Here is a 19,205-nt window from a genome sequence, read left to right as displayed (position 1 = left end):
TTTCTCCTGTGTTCGGAAGCGCAAGGATAACGCTTGCGGGCGGAAATTCGGTTCGGGCGCACACAGAGCGCGCCCGGGACCGCGCCTAGGCGCGCGCGAGCGCCAGGCGGTCCGGCCGCGCCGCCCGCGGTCCGGCCGCGGCCACGTCCATGCGGAACACGCCGACGGCCTCGGCCAGCCGTGCCGCCTGGTCCTGCAGCGAGCCGGCGGCGGCGGCGGCCTGTTCGACCAGGGCGGCGTTCTGCTGCGTGGTCACGTCCATCTGGCCGATCGCCTGGTTGACCTGCTCGATGCCGTCGGTCTGTTCCTGGCTGGCCGCCGAGATCTCGGACATGATGTCGGTCACGCGCTGGATCGACTCCACCACCTGGGCCATCGTGGCGCCGGCCTGGTCGACCAGCCGGGTGCCGGCGTCGACCTTGCCGACCGAGGCCGTGATCAGTTCCTTGATTTCCCGGGCGGCGGCGGCCGAGCGCTGCGCCAGCGTGCGCACCTCGCCGGCGACGACCGCGAAGCCGCGGCCCTGTTCGCCGGCGCGGGCCGCTTCGACGGCCGCGTTCAGCGCCAGGATATTGGTCTGGAACGCGATGCCGTCGATGACGGTGATGATGTCGACGATCTTCTTCGACGATTCGTTGATCGAGCCCATCGTCTGGATCACCTGTCCCACCACCTGGCCGCCCTGGGCGGCGACGCTGGATGCGGCGATGGACAGCTGGTTGGCCTGGCGCGCGTTGTCGGCGTTCTGGCGCACGGTGTCGGTCAGGTGGGCCATCGAGGCGGCCGTCTGTTCGAGCGCGGCGGCCTGCTGTTCGGTGCGGCTCGACAGGTCCAGGTTGCCGCTGGCGATCTCGCCGGCGCCGCCGTGGATGGCGCCGGTACCGCCGCGCACTTCGCCGACGATGGACACCAGGCTGTCGTTCATGTGGGCGAGGGCGCGCAGCAGGGCGCCGGTCTCGTCCTTGCCGCGGACGTCGATGCGGCGCGTCAGGTCGCCCCCGGCCACCGCCTCGGCCAGTTCGACGGCCTCGCGGATCGGACCGACGATGCCGCGCGTGAGGCGCCATGCGCAGACGACGCCGGCCACCAGCGCCAGCGCGCTGAGCACGCCGATCGTGCGGGCGCTGTCGGTGATCGTCGTCTCGATCTCGTCGGCGCTGGCGGCGATCTGTTCGCGCTGCATCTCGACCAGCCGGCCCACCGCGTTCTCGTAGGCCTTGGCGGCGGGCATGAATTCCTGTTCGAGCAGGCGCGCCGCCTCGTCGGCATTGCCTTCGGACTTGGCCTTGACGGCGCTGTCCTTGGCCACGGTATAGACCTTGCGCAGTGCGTTGATCTTGCTGAACTGCTCCCGTTCCTGCTCGTGCGACAGCAGCGGTTCGATCTGCTTGATCAATGCGCTGGCGCGCGCGGCGGTGGCGTCGGCATCGGCCTTGAAGAACGCGGCCAGGCTGGTGTCGGAACTCTTGACGACGGCGATCGTACGGCGCACGGCCCCGAAGGTCTGGGTGCGCCAGTCGGCGATCAGCGCCTGCTTGGCCATCGGCACCTCCAGCATCGTGCGCGTGCTGGCGGCCATCCTGTGCAGGTGCCAGACGCCGGCGGCGGCGATCACGAAGGTCATCGCCAGCACGAGGGCGAAACCGGCGCCCAGGCGTTTGCCGATATTGAGCGTTGCGAATACGGCCATGATTGTCCCCGGTAGATGTTGTAAATACTTTCGTCCATTCTACGGTTGTTTCTGGGAATAAACGTACTCAAACGTCGTGGCGTTACGTGGTTACAACAAAATTGCGAGTGACCGTTTCCGCAGCGCCCAAAAAAGGCGCTGTTCGCGTAAGTTAGTGAAGGGCGCCGCGGTCCGGCCGCTTGCCGAACTGGACCGCGGCCCGCAAGAGCAGCGCCGGTGTCGTCAACCGCTTGTCGTCCAGCATCCGCTGCCAGCCCGAGTAGTCGATCAGGTAGCGGCTGGCCACGCCACGAAAGCGCAGCAGCCAGGTCTTGAAGCGGCTGTGCCAGCCGTTCACGTTCTGCAGGTGGACCGCGCCGCGCGTGCGGATGCCGGCCCGCAGGTTGACCGCCTCGTGCGTGATGCCGGCCCTGGCGGCAAAGGTCTTGTAGGCTTGCGCTGCATCGCTGACCAGCAGGACATCCGGCGCCAGCACGGGCCGCAGGCAGCGCTCCAGCTGCGCCGCCGTCACCGGTCCGCGGCCGGTATGGAAATCGAGCGTTTGTCCGCTGCGATCGCGCGCTACCAACAGGCAGTCGTGTTCACGATTGACGCCACGGCGGCGCGCGACCCCGCCACGCTTGCGCGCCGGACGGTCCAGGGTGCGCGATCCCTTCTGCGACTCGAGCAGGTAGGTCTCGTCCGCCTCGACGATGGCCGACAGCGTCGGCGCGCGTGCGTGCATGGCGCCCGGAATGAAGCGGTGGCGCCAGCGAAAGCTGGTGGTGCGGTGCACGCCGGTGACGGCCGCGGCGTCGCGCACGGTACGCGATTCCAGCACGCACTGCAGGTATGCCAGCCATTTCTCCTTGAGGCGCAGGCGCGCCAGCGGCGTGCCGCTCAAGGCGTTGTAGCTGCGCCCGCAGCGGCAGCAACGATAACGCTGCAATCCGCTGGCGCTGCCGCAGCGATGGACGCGCGTGGCGCGGCAACGTGGACAGGGTGGCCGGCCGGCGGCCTGTTCGATGAGGGCGATGCATTCGCCGGGATCCGCGATGGAGGCCAGCAAACTGCGCAGGCGTGCGAGATCCTGCGTGCACAGCGGCAACGCTTCGAGCGCGGCAAGCACGTCGTCGAACGCCAGAGCCTGCATTGCTGCCTCCCCATGAGTTACCTCGACAACGGGTAAGACAGCCAGGACCGGATCCGGTTCGCACAATTAACGCGAACAGCGCCAAAAAACACCGCCGACCCCGGGCGGGGAGGGCGGTGCGTTCGCGCTGTCCCGGTCAGGCCGCCGGGCTGGCGTTCAGAATTCTTCCCACTCGTCGCCGCTGGTGGCGGCCGGGCGCCTGGCCGGTGCCGGGGCAGGCGTGGCGGCGGCCGGCTTCGGCGCGGCGATGGCCGGGCGCGGCGCCGCAGTCGGTGCGGGATCGGCGGCGGCGGCCGGCGCGGCCGGCGCCGCAGGCACGGCCCGTGCGGCGGGCGTCGTCATGCGGGCGGGCGCCGCGTGGCGGTCGACCTTGAACACGGCGACGGCCTGCGCCAGCTTGGCCGATTGTTCCTGCAGCGAACCGGCGGCGGCGGCCGCCTGTTCGACCAGCGCGGCGTTCTGCTGGGTGCCTTCGTCCATCTGGCCGATGGCGCCGTTGACCTGCTCGATGCCATCGGTCTGTTCCCGGCTGGCGGCAGCGATCTCGGACATGATGTCGGTCACGCGCTGGATCGCGTCGGCCACGTCGCCCATGGTGGCGCCGGCCTTGTCGACCAGGCGCGCGCCGGTGTCGACCTTGGCGACCGAGGCGGTGATCAGTTCCTTGATCTCCTTGGCGGCGGCGGCCGAGCGCTGCGCCAGCGTGCGCACCTCGCCGGCGACGACGGCGAAGCCGCGGCCCTGCTCGCCCGCGCGGGCCGCTTCGACGGCCGCGTTCAGCGCCAGGATGTTGGTCTGGAACGCGATGCCGTCGATGACGGAGATGATGTCGACGATCTTCTTCGACGACTCGTTGATCGAGCCCATCGTCAGGATCACTTCGCCGACGACGTTGCCGCCCTCGTTGGCGATGTTGGAGGCGGCGATCGAGAGCTGGTTGGCCTGGCGCGCATTGTCGGCGTTCTGGCGCACGGTGTCGGTCAGGTGGGCCATGGAAGCGGCGGTTTCCTCGATGGCGGCGGCCTGCTGCTCGGTGCGGCCGGACAGGTCCAGGTTGCCGCTGGCGATCTCGCCGGCGGCGCCGTGGATCGCGTCGGTGCCGCTGCGCACTTCGGTCACGATGCGCACCAGGCTGTCGTTCATGTGGCCGAGGGCGCGCAGCAGGGCGCCGGTCTCGTCGTTGGTATGCGCCTCGATGCGGCGGGTCAGGTCGCCGGCGGCGACGGTCTCGGCGAGCTCGACGGCATCGCGGATCGGCCCCACGATGCCGCGCGTGAGCAGCACGGCGCTGACGGCGCCGAGCGCCACGGCGAGGCCGGTCAGCGCCATGATCAGGGTGCGGTTGCCGGAAGTATCGTCCTGGAGGGCGGCGGCGGCCTTGCCGATGTTTGCCTGCTGCATCGCCACCAGTTCCTGCACGGCGTCCTGGTAGGCCTTGGCGGTCGGGGTGAACTTGCTGTCGAGGATTTGCGCCGCTTCCTCGACGTTGCCGTCGGCCTTGGCCTTGGTGACGGCGTCGCGCGCGCTCGAATAAGCCTTGCGCAGTTCGCCGATGCGGTCCCACAGCGCCTTTTCGGCGCCCGCTGCGATCAGCGGCTCGATCTGCTTGACGAGGTCGGCGGAGCGCTTGCCGGTGGCGGCGGCGTCGTCCTTGAAATAGGCGTTCAACGATGGATCGCTGCTCTTGGCGATCGCGGCGGTGCGGCGCACGGCGCCGAAGATCTGCATGTACCACTCGGTGACCAGGCGCTCCTTGGCCAGCGGCGCGGCCAGCACGGCGCTCGTGTGGTCCGCCGCTTCCTGCAGGCGCGACATGGCGAAGCCGGCGATCAGCACCGCCATCGCCAGGGTCACGGAAAAGCCGATCGCCAGGCGCTTGCCGATGTTGAGGTTGCTAAACAGTCCCATCATTGTCCCTATCCAGAAAATTCCATGTGGAAATACCTTTGAAATTGTACTGGTTGCGTGCGGGCAAGGTGACTTTTGGTGCACGCGCACACCAGGGTAGTGCGCATTTCCAACACTTTTGTGTTGTAAAGACTATGAATGCCATGCAGCATGACTTGAAACGCGCGGGCGGCCATGGAAGCGCAGTGGCTTGCCAAAGTGCAATGAGGAAGTATCGGCGCGATTAGGGTATAATTTCTATTTCCCGCGCGTGCCGTTCGGCACCTTCTGCACAATGACCAAATTCGTATTCGTCACTGGCGGCGTCGTGTCTTCCCTGGGTAAAGGGATCGCGGCCGCTTCCCTCGCCGCGATCCTCGAATCGCGCGGCCTCAAAGTCACCATGCTCAAGCTCGACCCGTACATCAACGTGGACCCGGGCACCATGAGCCCGACCCAGCACGGCGAGGTGTTCGTCACCGACGACGGCGCCGAGACCGACCTCGACCTGGGTCACTACGAGCGCTTCATCAGCACCCGCATGAAAAAGGTGAACAATTTCACCACCGGCCAGATCTACGAATCGGTGATCCGCAAGGAACGCCGCGGCGAGTATCTCGGCAAGACCGTGCAGGTGATCCCGCACATCACCAATGAGATCCAGGACTACATCCGCCGCGGCGCCGAAGGCGTCGATGTCGCGCTGGTGGAAATCGGCGGCACCGTCGGCGACATCGAATCGCTGCCGTTCCTGGAAGCGGCGCGCCAGCTGTCGCTGCGTTCGGGCCGCAAGTCGACCGCCTTCGTGCACCTGACCCTGGTGCCGTACATCGCCTCGGCGGGCGAGCTCAAGACCAAGCCCACCCAGCACTCGGTGCAGAAGCTGCGCGAGATCGGCATCTCGCCGAACGCGCTGCTGTGCCGCGCCGACCGCCGCATCCCGGACGACGAGCGCGCCAAGATCTCGCTGTTCGCCAACGTCGAGGAACAGGCCGTCATCTCGGTGTGGGACGTGGACACCATCTACAAGGTGCCGCAGGTGCTGTGCGACCAGGGCCTGGACGACATCATCCTGGACGCCCTCGACATCAAGGCCCCGCCGGCCGACCTGTCGATGTGGACCAGGCTGATCCACACGCTGGAAAACCCGAAGCACGAAGTAACCATCGGCATGGTCGGCAAGTACGTCGACCTGATCGAGTCGTACAAGTCGCTGACGGAAGCCCTGCGCCACGCCGGCATCCACACGGAAAGCCGCGTCAACATCGAATACATCGACTCGGAAGAGATCGAGTCGACCGGTTGCGCCAACCTGTCGAAGTACGACGCGATCCTGGTGCCGGGCGGCTTCGGCAAGCGCGGCGTGGAAGGCAAGATCATGGCCGCCCGCCATGCCCGCGAAAACAAGATCCCCTACCTGGGCATCTGCCTGGGCATGCAGGTCGCGCTGATCGAGTACGCGCGCCACATGGCCGGCCTGCCGAACGCCAATTCGACCGAGTTCGATCCGGAAACCGACCAGCCGGTCGTCGCCCTGATCACCGAGTGGCAGAACCACGACGGCAAGGTCGAGAAGCGCGACAACAATTCCGACCTGGGCGGCACCATGCGCCTGGGCGCCCAGACCTGCGCGGTGAACCCGGGCACGCTGGCCGCCGAGATCTACGGCAACGTCGTGACCGAGCGTCACCGCCATCGCTACGAGGCGAACAATTTCTACCTGCCGAAGGTCGAAGCTGCCGGCCTCGTGGTGGCCGCGCGCACCCCGAACGAAGACCTGTGCGAGATCATGGAACTGCCGCGTGAAGCGCACCCGTGGTACGTCGGCGTCCAGTTCCACCCGGAATTCAAGTCGACCCCGCGCAACGGCCACCCGCTGTTCAGCTCGTTCATCCGCGCCGCGCTGGCCCACCAGGCCGGCAACGCCCACCAACAAGCGGCCAACGGTCCGGCGCATGCGTCGGACGCCCTGCAAGGAGATGCAGCATGAAACTGTGCGACTTCGAGGTCGGTCTCGACCAGCCGATCTTCCTCATCGCCGGCACCTGCGTGATCGAATCGCGCCAGATGGCGATGGACGTGGCCGGCCAGCTCAAGGAAATCACCAGCGCGCTGGGCATCCCGTACATCTACAAGTCCTCGTTCGACAAGGCCAACCGGTCGTCGGGCAAATCGTTCCGCGGCCCGGGCATGGAAAAGGGCCTGGAGATCCTGGCCGACGTGCGCAAGGAAATCGGCGTGCCGGTGCTGACCGACGTGCACGACGAAGAGATGATCCCGCACGTGGCCAGCATGGTGGACGTGCTGCAGACCCCGGCCTTCCTGTGCCGCCAGACCGACTTCATCAACGCCTGCGCGCGTTCGGGCAAGCCGGTCAACATCAAGAAGGGCCAGTTCCTGGCGCCGGGCGACATGAAGAACGTGATCGAGAAGGCGCGCGCGGCCGCCGCCGAGGCGGGCCTGCCGGACCAGTTCATGGCCTGCGAGCGCGGCGTCTCGTTCGGCTACAACAACCTGGTGTCGGACATGCGCAGTCTCGCCATCATGCGCGAATCGAACTGCCCGGTGGTGTTCGACGCGACCCACTCGGTGCAGCTGCCGGGCGGCCAGGGCACCTCGTCCGGCGGCCAGCGCGAACACGTGCCGGTGCTGGCGCGCGCGGCCGTGGCTGCGGGCGTCTCGGGCCTGTTCATGGAAACCCACCCGAACCCGGCCTGCGCGCTGTCGGACGGCCCGAATGCGGTGCCGCTGGGCCGCATGAAGGAACTGCTCACGACGCTGGTCGACATCGACCGCATCGTCAAGAAGGCGGGATTCATCGAGTCCAACTTCGAATAAGTACTACACGCAAAACCGTCGCCCCCACGCAGGCGGGGGCCCAATTTTTACGCGCTGCCGTGATGCTCGCAAAATTGGGCCCCTGCCTGCGCAGGGGCGACGGTATCGAAGCCCAGGCTTCGATACCGTCGATTTCTTACTTTCTGGAGACTGAAGAACCATGAGTGCTATCGTTGATATCATCGGCCGCGAAATCATCGACTCGCGCGGCAATCCGACCGTCGAGTGCGATGTGCTGCTGGAATCGGGCGTGATGGGTCGCGCCGCCGTGCCGTCGGGCGCGTCGACCGGCTCGCGCGAAGCGATCGAACTGCGCGACGGCGATCCGAAGCGTTACTTCGGCAAGGGCGTGCTGCAGGCCTGCGAGAACATCAACACCGAGATCAGCGAAGCCATCATGGGCCTGGACGCCAACGAACAGGCCTTCCTGGACCGCACCCTGATCGACCTGGACGGCACCGAGAACAAGAGCCGCCTGGGCGCGAACGCGATGCTGGCCGTCTCCATGGCCGTCGCCAAGGCCGCCGCGGAAGAAGCGGGCCTGCCGCTGTACCGCTACTTCGGCGGTTCGGGCGCGATGCAGATGCCGGTGCCGATGATGAACGTCATCAACGGCGGCGCGCACGCCGACAACAACCTGGACATCCAGGAATTCATGATCATCCCGGTCGGCGCCCCGTCGTTCAAGGAAGCCATCCGCTACGGCGCCGAGGTGTTCCACACCCTCAAGAAGATCCTGCACAGCAAGGGCCTGAACACGGCCGTCGGCGACGAAGGCGGCTTCGCCCCGTCGGTGGCGAACCACGAGGAAGCCATCAAGCTGATCATGCAGGCGATCGAGCAGGCGGGCTACGTGGCCGGCCAGGACATCGCGATCGGCCTGGACTGCGCCGCCAGCGAGTTCTACAAGGACGGCAAGTACGTCTTGGCCGGCGAAGGCGGCCTGCAACTGTCGGCCCAGGACTTCACCAACATGCTGTCGACCTGGTGCGACAAGTACCCGATCGTCTCGATCGAGGACGCCATGGCCGAAGGCGACTGGGAAGGCTGGGCCACGCTGACCGCCGCGCTGGGCAAGAAGGTGCAACTGGTGGGCGACGACCTGTTCGTCACCAACACCAAGATCCTCAAGGAAGGCATCCAGAAGGGCATCGCCAACTCGATCCTCATCAAGATCAACCAGATCGGCACCCTGACCGAGACCTTCGCCGCCATCGAGATGGCCAAGCGCGCCGGCTACACCGCCGTGATCTCGCACCGCTCGGGCGAGACCGAGGACTCGACCATCGCCGACATCGCCGTCGGCATGAACGCCCTGCAGATCAAGACCGGCTCGCTGTCGCGCTCGGACCGCATGGCCAAGTACAACCAGTTGCTGCGCATCGAGGAAGACCTGGGCGACATCGCCAGCTACCCGGGCCGCGACGCGTTCTACAACCTGAAGTAACCGCCGTCGACGGAGAGGAAAGCGGTCCGACCGGCCCAGGCCGTGCGGACCGCTTTTCCGTATCCATCGGCGCATCACGTTTTCCGATTTCATGCGCATCATCTCGCTTGCCCTCGCCGTCCTGCTGTTGCTGATCCAGTACCCCCTGTGGCTGGGGAAGGGCGGTTGGCTGGCCGTGGCCGACCTGGAGGGGCAGCTCGACGCGAGCCGCGCCCGCACCGCGCAGCTGCAGGCGCGCAATGCCAAGCTCGAGTCCGAGGTGCGCGACCTGAGGGACGGCCTGGGCGCCGTCGAGGAGCGCGCGCGCTACGACCTGGGCATGATCAAGTCCAACGAGATCTTCGTGCAGGTGTTGCGCAAGGACGAGAAGCCGGCCGTCATGATGACCGTGCCGCCCCCGCCTCCGCCGCCGAAGGACAAGAAGAAACCGCAAGTGCCCCTCGACGACTGATGCCATGAACGACCAGCATACCTCCGACCCGGCGCCGCCGCTCGACACGCTCGACGCTATCGCCGCCTTCCTCGCCGCCGCCTTCGAGCGCGGCGATCCCGACGCCATTGCCGCCGCCCTGGCGGCCGTGGCGCGCGCCGACGGACTGCCGCACCTGGCCGCGGCCGCCGGCCTGCCGCGCGCCGGACTGGCCGCCGCGCTCGCATCCGGCGAGCTGGGCCTGGACGCCACGCTGGCGATCATGAAGGTGGTCGACCTGCATATGCCGGGATGATGTCGGCATGCATATGCCGACGACTTTTTGATAGCCCAATACACTTGTTCCCAAGATAAATAATTCTTGGGGAAACATGTCCAATCGCTGTTTCCACGCCTCGCTGCCCGTAGGGTGCCTGGTGTTCGCTTGCGTCGCCTCTGCCCGGGACAGAGGCGCCAGCGCAAATCCAGGTCCGGGCCAGGAAGAATGGGCAACCTGCCTTGCCGTGTCTTCCTGGACGCCCAGCGGCGCCTGCTGGGCTACCTGCCGCCGGAACCGCGCATGCTCGACGTCATGTACCGCGTCCGAGCGCGACGCCCGCTACGACGGCCTGAAGGCCTGCTTTCGCGACGGCGGCGGCAGCCTGCTGGTCGACGGCCGGCCGCCGATGCAGCGGTCGGCAGTGGCGCCGTGCCGACGTTCGATCCGGGCAAGGCGGCGGACGCAGCGGTGATCGAGTTCGCCGGGCCGCTCGACATCGTGACGATCGTCGGGACGGCGCCTTGCCTGGACGCCGGCGGCTGAGCGGGGCCGCCGCGACTCAACCGCCGGATTCCCTGGCCGGGAGCGCGTAGCCCGGATCCAGCAATCCGGGAATCGCGTCGCCTTCGTAGACGACGATCTCGCCCATGCTCTGCGCGCGCGCGACGATGCGGTCGCCATTGGCGACGTGGCTGCCGACCAGCGCGATCGGACGGTCGGCGAACGTCGAGGCATGGCCGGCGCCGGAGACGATCACGCTCTCGCTGCCGTCGGGATAGCGCACGCGGTCGCCCACGCAGGCGATGCGGAAATCGTCCGCATGCGGGTCGTGGCTGGCGAGCACCACTTCGCCGCCGCGGTCGGTGCGCGAGCCGAGCGTGGCGATCGGGTAACGGGCGACGACCTTGCGCGCCACCGTGGCGGCGCCGACGTCGATGGGTTTGCTTGTCTGTCCTGGTTCGCTGTCGTCGGCTGCGTAGGTTTGTTTCATCCTGGATCTCCAAAGCTGAATGGAAATGACCGCAATCATGTTTCCTTTGTATAAAAGCGACATGATGCCGGCACCTGATGCACGTACTCGTACACCGGTTCACATTGGAGCGCGATGTTGATTTTAGCCAATTGATTTTGCGCAAGTTAGCGCCCAACATCCGACGGATTCAGCACATTCCGACACCGGCCTTGCCGAGGTGCCGTAGCTCAACTACAACCGCTACCCATCCGCCGCGGCTCAGTCGACCAGCGTCTTGACCATCACGCGCCCGTCCGGCATCGGACTTTCCTGGCGCACCATCAGCTGGCTGCCTTTGGCGAACCAGAACGTCGACGCCGCGCCCGGCTGGTTGTAGTCGGTCTCGAGCACCCAGCAGTCCACGGGGCCGGCCGGGCCGGCGATCGAGGCCGAACCCGTCACGCGGAAGGTGTAGCGCTGCGGCGCCGCCTTGCCGCCCGGGTGGTAGAAATTGATGCGCGCGACGTAACCGTCGGCCAGGGGCAGCGCCTGCAGGAGTTCGATGTCGGTCTCGAAGTTGTAGGTCGGCTCGGGCGAGTGCACTGCCAGGTCCTTCTGGGTGTTGTCGGCCAGGCCCGGCAGGCCGGTGATCCTGTCCGGCGCAAACGCGAAGCCTTCGACGCTGCGCTTGCCGTCCTTGTCCAGCACGCGCTCGTGGGTGAGCGGGCGGAAGGTGCCGGCCTCGAACCAGGAATCGAAGGTGCGTACCGACGGCGCCGGCAGCACGGCGTCCCAGCGCTGCACGACATGCAGTTGCCGCTTGCCGTCGCGGTCCTCGAAGCGGACCTCGCGCATCCAGATGTCGATCGGCTGGCTGGCCCCGGTCGCGGGCACGCGCAGGAAGCGCAGGTAGTGGTGGGCGCCCGGCTTGAGCAGGTCGTAGCGCGGCAGCGGCGTGCCGACGTCGACGTCGTGCGGCGCGGCGAGGGCGGCGAAGGGAGAGGACAGGCCCAGGCTGGCGGCGAACGCGGCCAGCAGGCGTTGCGACGGGAAGGACATGGCGGCTCCATCGAAAGGGATGCCGACGAGTATCACGCCGAACGTCTTGCTATCGCAACAAAAAATGGATATGCATGCGGAGGAAGCGGCGCCGGACCCGGGGTCCGGCGGCTGCCGCCCGGGCTGGACCGCCCGGACGAGGGGGACGATGCGGAATTACGCCGGCTGGCCGCCGTTTTCCAGGAAGGAGCGTAGCATCCACGCGTTCTTTTCGTGGATTTCCATGCGGTCGCTCAGCATGCCGGCGCTCGGCTGGTCATTCGCTTCGTCGGCGATGCTGAAGGCATTGCGCACGGTGCGGATCACGGCTTCCTGGCCTTCGACCAGCTGGCGGATCATTTCCTGGGCGTTCGGCACGCCGGCTTCTTCCTTGATCGACGACAGTTCGACGAAGCGGGCATAGGTGCCCGGCGCGAAGTGGCCCAGCGCGCGGATGCGCTCGGCGATGTCGTCCAGCGCGTTCCACAGTTCGGTGTACTGTTCCATGAACATGACGTGCAGCGTCTGGAACATCGGACCGGTCACGTTCCAGTGGAAGTTGTGGGTCTTCAGGTACAGCATGTAGCTGTCGGCCAGCACGTGCGACAGGGCGTCAGCGATCTTTGCGCGGTCTTCGGTGGAAATGCCGATATTGATGCTCATTTGATGTTCTCCATGGCTGTTGAAGCTGCGGCAAAAACGCCGCGCCGATGAATGAAAGCTTATCACTATTGGCAAAGCGCGGTGGTTTATATTGCCAATCCGGAAGATAGGGTTTTTCGATGATCGCGCACGAAACAGCGGGGTCAGAGGCTTCGTTTGGGCAATTGCCAAAAACCGGGCTCTGACCCCGGCTCTGACCCCGGTTTGGGGGATGTCAATGCTTGACGTCGGATGCCGGCGCCACCGCGTCGGCCGTCGTGTCGCTGGCGAACAGCTGGGCGCAGTCGACCGCGTCGAAGCCGTAGTGCTTGCCGCAGAAGTCGCAGTTGATGCCCAGCTCGCCCAGGTCGTGCAGCGCGGAATCGACTTCTTCCTTGCCCAGCATCTTGAGCATGTTGCCGACCTTCTCGCGCGAGCAGCTGCAGTGGAATTCCGGGTGCAGCGGGTCGAACACGCGGATCGTCTCTTCCCAGAACAGGCGCTTGAGCAGGGTGGCGACGTCGGTGGTCAGCAGTTCCGGCTGCTTCAGGGTCTGGCCAAGCATCACGGCGCGGTTCCAGGTCTCGAGGTCTTCTTCCTCGGTGGCCTGCTTGACCTGGCCTTCGATCGCGCTGTTGCGCGGCAGCTTTTGCAGCAGCAGGCCGCGCGCCACCTGGTCGTCGGCCGCCAGCCACAGCCTGGTGTCCATCTGTTCCGAGCGCAGCATGTAGTTCTCGATGATGGTCGCGATATTGTCGCCCACCAGCGGCACCACGCCCTGGTACGGCTGCTGGCCCGGTACCTTGTCGCGCGGGTCGAGCGTGATCACGAAGCGGCCCTTGCCGCCGGCATTGAGCAGGTCGGTGACGGAGGCGTCGTCGGCCACCATGGCGCCGTCGCGCAGCTTGGCGGTGGCGCGCAGGTGCAGGTTGGCGTCGCAGTCGACCACCAGCAGCTTGACCGGGCCGTCGCCATGGATCTGCATCACGATCGAGCCGTCGAACTTCAGGTTGGCCGACAGCAGCGCGGCCGCGGCGACCATCTCGCCCAGCAGGGCGCGCACGGCCTTCGGGTAGTCGTGGCGCGACTGGATCTCGCGCCACGCGTTGGAAATCTCGACCAGTTCGCCGCGCACGGCGGCGTTGTCGAAGATGAATTTCTGCAGGATGTCCTTGCTGGTATCAGTCGTCATTCTTTATCCGATTTTCTTGAGTTCCGCCTTGAAGCGGCGGCCGCGTTCGACATAGTTCGCGGCGTTGCCTTGCAGGCGGAGCAGGTCTTCTTCCGTGAGGGTACGCACGGCCTTGGCCGGGCTGCCGATGATCAGCGAGTTGTCGGGAAATTCCTTGCCCTCGGTGACCAGGGCGCCGGCCCCGACCAGGCAACCCTTGCCGATCTTCGCGCCGTTCAGCACCACCGCCTGGATGCCGATCAGGGCACCGTCGCCGATCGTGCAGCCATGCAGCATCGCCTGGTGGCCGACGGTGACGTTCTTGCCGAGCACGAGCGGAAAGCCCATGTCGGTATGCATCACCGTGCCTTCCTGCACATTGCTGTTGGCGCCGATCGTGATGCGCTCGTTGTCGCCGCGGATCGTCACCCCGAACCACACGGTGGCGTTGGCTTCGACCGTCACCTTGCCGATCAGGTTGGCCGAGTCGGCGACATACGCCGATGCGTCGATCTCGGGCGCATGTTCGCCCAGCTGGTAAATCGCCATGGATGTGCTCGCGAAGAGTGGAAGGGTTGAATTGCCGCTATTTTACGTCCTCGCGTCCGCCACGGCCTCGTCTACGATCACCGCCATATGGGGCCATGCGGCGCGGCTTCAAGCGCTGCCTGCGTTCGCGCCGGGTTCGCGGGTATAATGCGAACGGTCGTACTTTTATTCGAGGCCCGCCATGACGCCATCCCGTTCCGACTTCCTGACCATCCGCGGGCTGCGCCTGCACGTGCGCCACTGGGGCAGGGAAGGGGCGCCGAAGCTGTTCATGGCCCATGGCTGGATGGACATGTCGGCGTCGTTCCAGTTCGTCGTCGACGCGCTGGAAGGCGACTGGCACGTGATCGCGCCCGACTGGCGCGGCTTCGGCCTGAGCGAGCGCACCGGTGCCGACACCTACTGGTTCCCGGATTATTTCGCCGACCTGGAGCGCATCCTCGACCACTATGCGCCGGACATCCCGGTGAACCTGCTGGGCCACAGCATGGGCGGCAACATCGTCAGCGTGTACGCGGGCGTGCGGCCGGAGCGGATCGCGCGCCTGGTGAACCTGGAAGGCTTCGGCCTGCCGGCCACGCGGCCCGAGCAGGCGCCGGGGCGCTATGCCAAGTGGCTCGACGAGTTGCGCACGCCGCCGGCGATGCGCGGCTATGCCAGCCTGGACGAGGTGGCGGCGCGCCTGCAGAAGACCAACCCGCGCCTGCCGGACGCGCGCGCGGCGTTCCTGGCCGGCCACTGGGCCGCGCGCAATGCCGAGGGCCTGTGGGAAATCCTGGGCGACCCCGCGCACAAGATGACGAGTCCGCTGCTCTACCAGGCCGAGGAAGTGCTGGCCTGCTGGCGCCGAATCACGGCGCCGGTGCTGTGGGTCGAGGCCGAGCATACGGACATGTGGCGCTGGATGGGCCCGAAGGAGCAGGCGCGCGCCGAGGTCGACCGCCGGCTGGCGCAGATCGCCGACGTCACGCCGCGCATGATGCCGGATGCGGGGCACATGCTGCACCATGACCAGCCCGCGTTGCTGGCGCGCATGATCGAGGAATTCCTGGCGGCGTAGGGGCGGCGGCGCTGCCGTCCACCCTGCGTCCCTGCCGGCGATACGTACACGTCCCGGGCGTTGCGCGTACAATGGGCTGTCCCGTCATCCGAACCGATCAGCTTGCCATGAAAGTCGACCTCCACTGCCATTCCAACGTCTCCGACGGCGTGCTCGCGCCGGCCGCGGTGGCCGCCTATGCGCGCGCGGCCGGCGTCGATGCGTGGGCGCTGACGGACCACGACGAAGTCGGCGGCATCAAGGAAGCGCGCGCCAAGGCCACGGAACTGGGCATGCGCTTCGTGGCCGGCGTCGAGATCTCCATCACCTGGGCCAACGAAACCGTGCACCTGGTCGGCCTGCAGGTCGACGAGGACGATCCGGTCCTGCAGCGCGGCCTGGCCGCCACGCGCGCCGGCCGCGATGCGCGCGGCCGCGAGATCGCCGCCCAGCTGGAGCAGGCCGGCATCCCGGACGCCTACGAGGGTGCGCTGAAGTTCGTCGCCAACCCCGACCTGCTGTCGCGCACCCATTTCGCGCGCTACCTGTGCGAAGTGGGCATCTGCGGCACGACGGCCGAGGTGTTCCGCAAGTTCCTGACCGAGGGCCGGCCCGGCTTCGTCCCGCACCGCTGGGCCACGCTGCCCGACGCGATGGGCTGGATCCGCGCCGCCGGCGGCATCCCCGTGATCGCCCACCCGGGCCGCTACCGCTTCGACGATACCGCCCAGGGCGCGCTGTTCGACGCCTTCCGCCAGCTGGGCGGCAATGCCATCGAGGTCGTCACCGGCAGCCACACGCCGGAGCAGTACGGCATCTACGCGGAGGTCGCGCGCCGCTACGGCTTCCTGGCGTCGCGCGGCACCGATTTCCATGCGCCGGGCGAAGCGCGCGTCGAGTTCGACAAGCTGCCGCCGCTGCCGTCGGACCTCAAGCCGGTGTGGCACGACTGGTTCTGAACGGGTACGCGTTCCGGACTGGATCGATCCTGCCTTGAATTTCCGGCAACCTGGCCTTATCTTGGCGGTCTGACAAGCAGTATCCACGATCAGCCCGGAGGTCAGCCACCATGAAACGCATCGTCCTGTTCCTTGCCACCAACCTCGCGGTGGTGCTCGTCCTGTCGGTCGTCCTGAACGTCCTCGGCGTCGCGCGTCCCGTCACCGGCGCCGGAATCGATGTGAACGCCTTGCTGGTGTTCTCGCTGGTGGTCGGCTTCACGGGTTCCTTCATTTCCCTGTTGCTGAGCAAGCCGATGGCCAAGTGGTCGACCGGCGCGCGCGTGATCGAGCAGCCGGCCAATGCCACCGAGCTGTGGCTGGTGAACACCGTGCGCGCGCTGGCCGAGCGGGCCGGCATCGGCATGCCGGAAGTGGCCGTGTACGACGGCGAGCCGAACGCCTTCGCCACCGGCGCCTTCCGGAACTCGGCCATGGTCGCCGTCTCGACGGGGCTGCTGGCGACTATGCAGCGCGACGAGATCGAGGCCGTGCTGGGGCACGAGGTCGCCCACGTCGCCAACGGCGACATGGTGACGCTGACGCTGATCCAGGGCGTGGTGAACACCTTCGTCGTGTTCCTGGCGCGGGTCGTCGGCTTTTTCGTCGACAATATGCTGTTGCGCAAGGGCGAGGGCGACCGCGGTCCCGGCATCGGCTACATGATCACCGTGTTCGTCTGCGAGATCGTGTTCGGCCTGGTGGCGTCGATCATCGTCGCCTGGTTCTCGCGCCAGCGCGAATTCCGCGCCGACGCCGGTTCGGCGCAACTGCTGGGTTCGCCGGTGCCGATGCAGCATGCGCTGGCGCGCCTGGGCGGCATGGCGCCGGGCGCGCTGCCGCAATCGATGGCCGCGTCCGGCATTACCGGCGGCGGCAGCGGCTGGGGCGCGTTGTTCGCCTCGCACCCGCCGATGGAAGCGCGCATCGCCGCCCTGCAGGCGCTGCGCCAGAGAGGATATGCACAATGAGCGCAACGAGCGCACGATGAAGGCACGATGACCCAATATTTCGAAATCCATCCCCAGAACCCGCAGCAGCGCCTGGTACGCCAGGCCGCCCAGATCATCGAATCGGGCGGCATCGTCGCCGCCCCGACCGATTCCGCCTATGCCCTGGTGTGCCGCCTCGACGACAAGAACGCCGTCGAGCGCCTGCGGCGCATCCGCGGCGTCGACGAGAAACACCACCTGACGCTGCTGGTGCGCGACCTGTCCGAGATCGCCCAGTACGCCCGCGTCGACAACCAGCAATACCGCCAGCTCAAGGCCGTCACGCCGGGACCCTACACGATCATCCTGGAGGCGACGCGCGAGCTGCCGCGCCGCGTGTCGCATCCGTCGCGCAAGACGATCGGCATCCGCGTGCCCGAGAACGCCATCCTGCTGGCGCTGCTCGACGAACTGGGCGCGCCGCTGATCGGCACCACGCTGCAGTTGCCCGACGACGAGCACGTGCTGTCCGATCCGGAAGAGGTGCGCGAGCGCCTCGGCAAGCAGATCGAGCTCGTCATCGACGGCGGCGCCGGCACGCTGGACCCGACCACGATCGTCGACCTGACCGGGCCCGAGCCGGTACTGCTGCGCGCGGGGCGCGGCGATCCGTCCGTGTTCGGCCTTTAGCATCGTCGTCCCGGCAAGGGCCGGGAGCCACGTGTGCATGCGTCTCGTCCGCGCGCGAGGAATCGGGGTCTGGCGAGGGCGGCCGGCGGGGTCCGGGGCGACGGCGATGACCGCGCCATCCGCCTCTTTAGTTGCTTTTACTTACCACTTGCGGCCGTCCGGCCCGCACGCTCTGATAGAATCGCGGAATGGATGAACTCATACGCAACCTAGCGGTCTACGCACTTCCCGTCCTCTTTGCGATCACGATGCACGATGCCGCCCAGGCTTTCGTCGCCAAGCGTTTCGGAGACAATACCGCCCACGCCGCCGGCCGGACCACCCTGAATCCGCTGGCCCACATCGATCCCATCGGCACCGTCGTCATTCCGGCCGTCATGTACCTGATGAGCGGCTTCGTGTTCGGCTACGCCAAGCCGCTGCCGCTGAACTATGGCCAGATGAAGCATCCCAAGCGCGACATGGCCTTCGTCGCGCTGGCCGGTCCGGGCGCTAACTTCCTGATGGCCTTCATGTGGATGGTGCTGGCGGTCCTGCTGCACATCTTCGACGTCCAGGAAGAATTCCCGAACCTCGTCGCTTCCGCCGGTGTCAAAACCAACCTGTGGCTGATGGCGTTCAACCTGCTGCCGATCCCGTCGATGGACGGCGGGCGCATCCTGTTCAGCGTGCTGCCGCACAAGGCCGCCTACCAGTTCGCGCGCCTGGAGCCGTACGGCTTCCTGATCCTGCTGGCGCTGATCCTGCTGAAGGTCGTCGGCTACTGGCTGTTCTTCGTCGAGTCGATCGCCGGGGTCGGGCTGCGGATCCTGATCACGCCGCTGCTGATGCTGGTCGGCGGCTGAAGCCGCCGCGCCCGGCTGGCCCGACAGAGCAAGGAACGTATGCATGCCTAACCGATTCGCCGACGCCTCCCCCTGGGTGCGCCGCTGGGCGCCCTTGATCCCGCAGGGAGAGGTGCTCGACCTGGCCTGCGGCAGCGGGCGCCACGCGCGCCTGCTGGCGGCGTTCGGCCACACCGTCATCGCGCTCGACCGCGACCCGCAGGCGTTGCTGGCGGCCCGGGGCGAGGGCATCGAGACGGTCGAGTACGACGTCGAGGCGCCCGGCAATCCGTGGCCGTTCGCGCCGCGCAGCCTGGCCGGCATCGTCGTCACGAACTACCTGCACCGCCCGCTGTTCGGAGCGCTCGCCGCGTCGCTGGCGCCGGACGGCGTGCTGGTCTACGAAACCTTCGCGCGCGGCAACGAAGCCTATGGCAAGCCGTCGAATCCGGACTTCCTGCTGATGCCCGGCGAACTGCTCGGCCTGGCGGGGCGGGGCGGCCTGCGCGTGGTCGGCTTCGAGGATGGCGTGCTGCGGGAGCCGCGCCAGGCGCGCGTGCAGCGCGTGTGCGCCGTCGGTCCCGCGTTCGATCCGGCGCGGGCGCAGCTCGACCATTTATCTGGGCGCGAATGAACCATAACCGCGGGCTATCCATTACAATCGGATTTTTATTTATCAACGGCACG

General features: G+C 67.0%; 20 protein-coding genes. 12 read left to right on the top strand and 8 right to left on the bottom strand.

Annotated features, from left to right (window positions below):
- Positions 1-85 precede the first annotated feature (85 nt).
- The 3 genes from QZ749_RS15120 to QZ749_RS15110 form a co-directional block, all read right to left on the bottom strand.
- On the bottom strand, positions 86-1,690 hold the full coding sequence (locus QZ749_RS15120) for a methyl-accepting chemotaxis protein (protein WP_296948512.1): 1,605 nt from the start codon (positions 1,688-1,690) through the stop codon (positions 86-88).
- A 151-nt stretch (positions 1,691-1,841) separates the two neighbouring features.
- Positions 1,842-2,822, bottom strand: a complete 981-nt coding sequence (locus QZ749_RS15115; RefSeq protein WP_296948510.1) for an IS1595 family transposase — start codon at positions 2,820-2,822, stop codon at positions 1,842-1,844.
- A 156-nt stretch (positions 2,823-2,978) separates the two neighbouring features.
- The gene (locus QZ749_RS15110; protein WP_296948707.1) at positions 2,979-4,730 is read right to left on the bottom strand and encodes a methyl-accepting chemotaxis protein; all 1,752 of its coding nucleotides are present in this window, start codon (positions 4,728-4,730) and stop codon (positions 2,979-2,981) included.
- Positions 4,731-5,004: 274 nt separating this feature from the next.
- Here QZ749_RS15110 and QZ749_RS15105 point away from each other — a divergent pair, with 274 nt between their 5' ends.
- The 6 genes from QZ749_RS15105 (at position 5,005) to QZ749_RS15080 (ending at position 10,226) form a co-directional block, all read left to right on the top strand.
- Positions 5,005-6,699 (top strand): CTP synthase, encoded by a 1,695-nt coding sequence (locus QZ749_RS15105; RefSeq protein ID WP_296948507.1) that lies wholly within the window; start codon positions 5,005-5,007, stop codon positions 6,697-6,699.
- On the top strand, positions 6,696-7,547 hold the full coding sequence (gene kdsA, locus QZ749_RS15100; RefSeq protein ID WP_296948505.1) for a 3-deoxy-8-phosphooctulonate synthase: 852 nt from the start codon (positions 6,696-6,698) through the stop codon (positions 7,545-7,547). Before QZ749_RS15105 ends, kdsA begins: the two co-directional genes overlap by 4 nt.
- Positions 7,548-7,707: 160 nt before the next feature.
- Entirely contained in the window at positions 7,708-8,994 is a 1,287-nt protein-coding gene (gene eno, locus QZ749_RS15095; RefSeq protein ID WP_296948503.1) for a phosphopyruvate hydratase, read from the top strand.
- 91 nt (positions 8,995-9,085) lie between these two features.
- The gene (gene ftsB / locus QZ749_RS15090; RefSeq protein WP_296948500.1) at positions 9,086-9,445 is read left to right on the top strand and encodes a cell division protein FtsB; all 360 of its coding nucleotides are present in this window, start codon (positions 9,086-9,088) and stop codon (positions 9,443-9,445) included.
- Between the two features lie 4 nt (positions 9,446-9,449).
- Positions 9,450-9,719 carry a hypothetical protein gene (locus QZ749_RS15085; protein ID WP_296948497.1) on the top strand — a complete coding sequence of 90 codons (270 nt, stop codon included), beginning with the start codon at positions 9,450-9,452 and terminating at the stop codon, positions 9,717-9,719.
- Positions 9,720-9,908: 189 nt separating this feature from the next.
- On the top strand, positions 9,909-10,226 hold the full coding sequence (locus QZ749_RS15080) for a hypothetical protein (RefSeq protein ID WP_296948494.1): 318 nt from the start codon (positions 9,909-9,911) through the stop codon (positions 10,224-10,226).
- Between the two features lie 16 nt (positions 10,227-10,242).
- Here the strand turns inward: QZ749_RS15080 and QZ749_RS15075 are convergent, their stop codons facing one another.
- The 5 genes from QZ749_RS15075 to QZ749_RS15055 all read right to left on the bottom strand — a co-directional run bounded on the left by QZ749_RS15075 (position 10,243) and on the right by QZ749_RS15055 (position 14,035).
- Positions 10,243-10,674, bottom strand: a complete 432-nt coding sequence (locus QZ749_RS15075) for a PAAR domain-containing protein (protein WP_296948490.1) — start codon at positions 10,672-10,674, stop codon at positions 10,243-10,245.
- A 240-nt stretch (positions 10,675-10,914) separates the two neighbouring features.
- Entirely contained in the window at positions 10,915-11,694 is a 780-nt protein-coding gene (locus QZ749_RS15070; protein WP_296948489.1) for a hypothetical protein, read from the bottom strand.
- Positions 11,695-11,850: 156 nt separating this feature from the next.
- The gene (locus QZ749_RS15065) at positions 11,851-12,336 is read right to left on the bottom strand and encodes a Dps family protein (RefSeq protein ID WP_296948486.1); all 486 of its coding nucleotides are present in this window, start codon (positions 12,334-12,336) and stop codon (positions 11,851-11,853) included.
- 214 nt (positions 12,337-12,550) lie between these two features.
- Positions 12,551-13,507: an Hsp33 family molecular chaperone HslO gene (gene hslO, locus QZ749_RS15060; RefSeq protein WP_296948483.1), complete on the bottom strand. Its 957-nt coding sequence runs from the start codon at positions 13,505-13,507 to the stop codon at positions 12,551-12,553.
- Positions 13,508-13,510: 3 nt separating this feature from the next.
- Positions 13,511-14,035, bottom strand: a complete 525-nt coding sequence (locus QZ749_RS15055) for a gamma carbonic anhydrase family protein (protein ID WP_296948482.1) — start codon at positions 14,033-14,035, stop codon at positions 13,511-13,513.
- Between the two features lie 181 nt (positions 14,036-14,216).
- Here QZ749_RS15055 and QZ749_RS15050 point away from each other — a divergent pair, with 181 nt between their 5' ends.
- The 6 genes from QZ749_RS15050 (at position 14,217) to QZ749_RS15025 (ending at position 19,152) form a co-directional block, all read left to right on the top strand.
- The gene (locus QZ749_RS15050) at positions 14,217-15,095 is read left to right on the top strand and encodes an alpha/beta fold hydrolase (protein ID WP_296948480.1); all 879 of its coding nucleotides are present in this window, start codon (positions 14,217-14,219) and stop codon (positions 15,093-15,095) included.
- Between the two features lie 107 nt (positions 15,096-15,202).
- Positions 15,203-16,033 carry a 3',5'-nucleoside bisphosphate phosphatase gene (locus QZ749_RS15045; protein WP_296948478.1) on the top strand — a complete coding sequence of 277 codons (831 nt, stop codon included), beginning with the start codon at positions 15,203-15,205 and terminating at the stop codon, positions 16,031-16,033.
- A gap of 110 nt (positions 16,034-16,143) precedes the next feature.
- Positions 16,144-17,043, top strand: coding sequence for a protease HtpX (gene htpX, locus QZ749_RS15040; protein WP_296948475.1), 900 nt, complete (start codon positions 16,144-16,146; stop codon positions 17,041-17,043).
- Positions 17,044-17,070: 27 nt separating this feature from the next.
- The gene (locus tag QZ749_RS15035; RefSeq protein ID WP_296948473.1) at positions 17,071-17,694 is read left to right on the top strand and encodes an L-threonylcarbamoyladenylate synthase; all 624 of its coding nucleotides are present in this window, start codon (positions 17,071-17,073) and stop codon (positions 17,692-17,694) included.
- A 188-nt stretch (positions 17,695-17,882) separates the two neighbouring features.
- Positions 17,883-18,539 carry a site-2 protease family protein gene (locus tag QZ749_RS15030; RefSeq protein WP_296948470.1) on the top strand — a complete coding sequence of 219 codons (657 nt, stop codon included), beginning with the start codon at positions 17,883-17,885 and terminating at the stop codon, positions 18,537-18,539.
- A gap of 43 nt (positions 18,540-18,582) precedes the next feature.
- Positions 18,583-19,152 carry a bifunctional 2-polyprenyl-6-hydroxyphenol methylase/3-demethylubiquinol 3-O-methyltransferase UbiG gene (locus QZ749_RS15025; protein ID WP_296948468.1) on the top strand — a complete coding sequence of 190 codons (570 nt, stop codon included), beginning with the start codon at positions 18,583-18,585 and terminating at the stop codon, positions 19,150-19,152.
- The last annotated feature ends 53 nt before the right edge of the window (positions 19,153-19,205 follow it).

This window comes from uncultured Massilia sp. (assembly GCF_913773735.1).
Classification (GTDB): domain Bacteria; phylum Pseudomonadota; class Gammaproteobacteria; order Burkholderiales; family Burkholderiaceae_D; genus Telluria.
The sequence above is the reverse complement of the archived record's forward strand: the minus strand, read 5'-3'. Positions and strand labels throughout refer to the sequence as shown.

Excerpts from the sequence above, each read along its gene's own strand:
- QZ749_RS15025 (WP_296948468.1), top strand. The coding sequence starts at position 18,583 with ATGCCTAACCGATTCGCCGACGCCTCCCCCTGGGTGCGCCGCTGGGCG.
- QZ749_RS15055 (WP_296948482.1), bottom strand. The coding sequence starts at position 14,035 with ATGGCGATTTACCAGCTGGGCGAACATGCGCCCGAGATCGACGCATCG.
- QZ749_RS15080 (WP_296948494.1), top strand. The coding sequence starts at position 9,909 with ATGGGCAACCTGCCTTGCCGTGTCTTCCTGGACGCCCAGCGGCGCCTG.
- QZ749_RS15110 (WP_296948707.1), bottom strand. The coding sequence starts at position 4,730 with ATGGGACTGTTTAGCAACCTCAACATCGGCAAGCGCCTGGCGATCGGC.
- QZ749_RS15075 (WP_296948490.1), bottom strand. The coding sequence starts at position 10,674 with ATGAAACAAACCTACGCAGCCGACGACAGCGAACCAGGACAGACAAGC.
- QZ749_RS15070 (WP_296948489.1), bottom strand. The coding sequence starts at position 11,694 with ATGTCCTTCCCGTCGCAACGCCTGCTGGCCGCGTTCGCCGCCAGCCTG.
- htpX (WP_296948475.1), top strand. The coding sequence starts at position 16,144 with ATGAAACGCATCGTCCTGTTCCTTGCCACCAACCTCGCGGTGGTGCTC.
- QZ749_RS15050 (WP_296948480.1), top strand. The coding sequence starts at position 14,217 with ATGACGCCATCCCGTTCCGACTTCCTGACCATCCGCGGGCTGCGCCTG.
- ftsB (WP_296948500.1), top strand. The coding sequence starts at position 9,086 with ATGCGCATCATCTCGCTTGCCCTCGCCGTCCTGCTGTTGCTGATCCAG.
- eno (WP_296948503.1), top strand. The coding sequence starts at position 7,708 with ATGAGTGCTATCGTTGATATCATCGGCCGCGAAATCATCGACTCGCGC.
- QZ749_RS15105 (WP_296948507.1), top strand. The coding sequence starts at position 5,005 with ATGACCAAATTCGTATTCGTCACTGGCGGCGTCGTGTCTTCCCTGGGT.
- QZ749_RS15030 (WP_296948470.1), top strand. The coding sequence starts at position 17,883 with ATGGATGAACTCATACGCAACCTAGCGGTCTACGCACTTCCCGTCCTC.
- QZ749_RS15065 (WP_296948486.1), bottom strand. The coding sequence starts at position 12,336 with ATGAGCATCAATATCGGCATTTCCACCGAAGACCGCGCAAAGATCGCT.
- QZ749_RS15115 (WP_296948510.1), bottom strand. The coding sequence starts at position 2,822 with ATGCAGGCTCTGGCGTTCGACGACGTGCTTGCCGCGCTCGAAGCGTTG.
- QZ749_RS15085 (WP_296948497.1), top strand. The coding sequence starts at position 9,450 with ATGAACGACCAGCATACCTCCGACCCGGCGCCGCCGCTCGACACGCTC.
- QZ749_RS15035 (WP_296948473.1), top strand. The coding sequence starts at position 17,071 with ATGACCCAATATTTCGAAATCCATCCCCAGAACCCGCAGCAGCGCCTG.
- kdsA (WP_296948505.1), top strand. The coding sequence starts at position 6,696 with ATGAAACTGTGCGACTTCGAGGTCGGTCTCGACCAGCCGATCTTCCTC.
- hslO (WP_296948483.1), bottom strand. The coding sequence starts at position 13,507 with ATGACGACTGATACCAGCAAGGACATCCTGCAGAAATTCATCTTCGAC.
- QZ749_RS15045 (WP_296948478.1), top strand. The coding sequence starts at position 15,203 with ATGAAAGTCGACCTCCACTGCCATTCCAACGTCTCCGACGGCGTGCTC.
- QZ749_RS15120 (WP_296948512.1), bottom strand. The coding sequence starts at position 1,690 with ATGGCCGTATTCGCAACGCTCAATATCGGCAAACGCCTGGGCGCCGGT.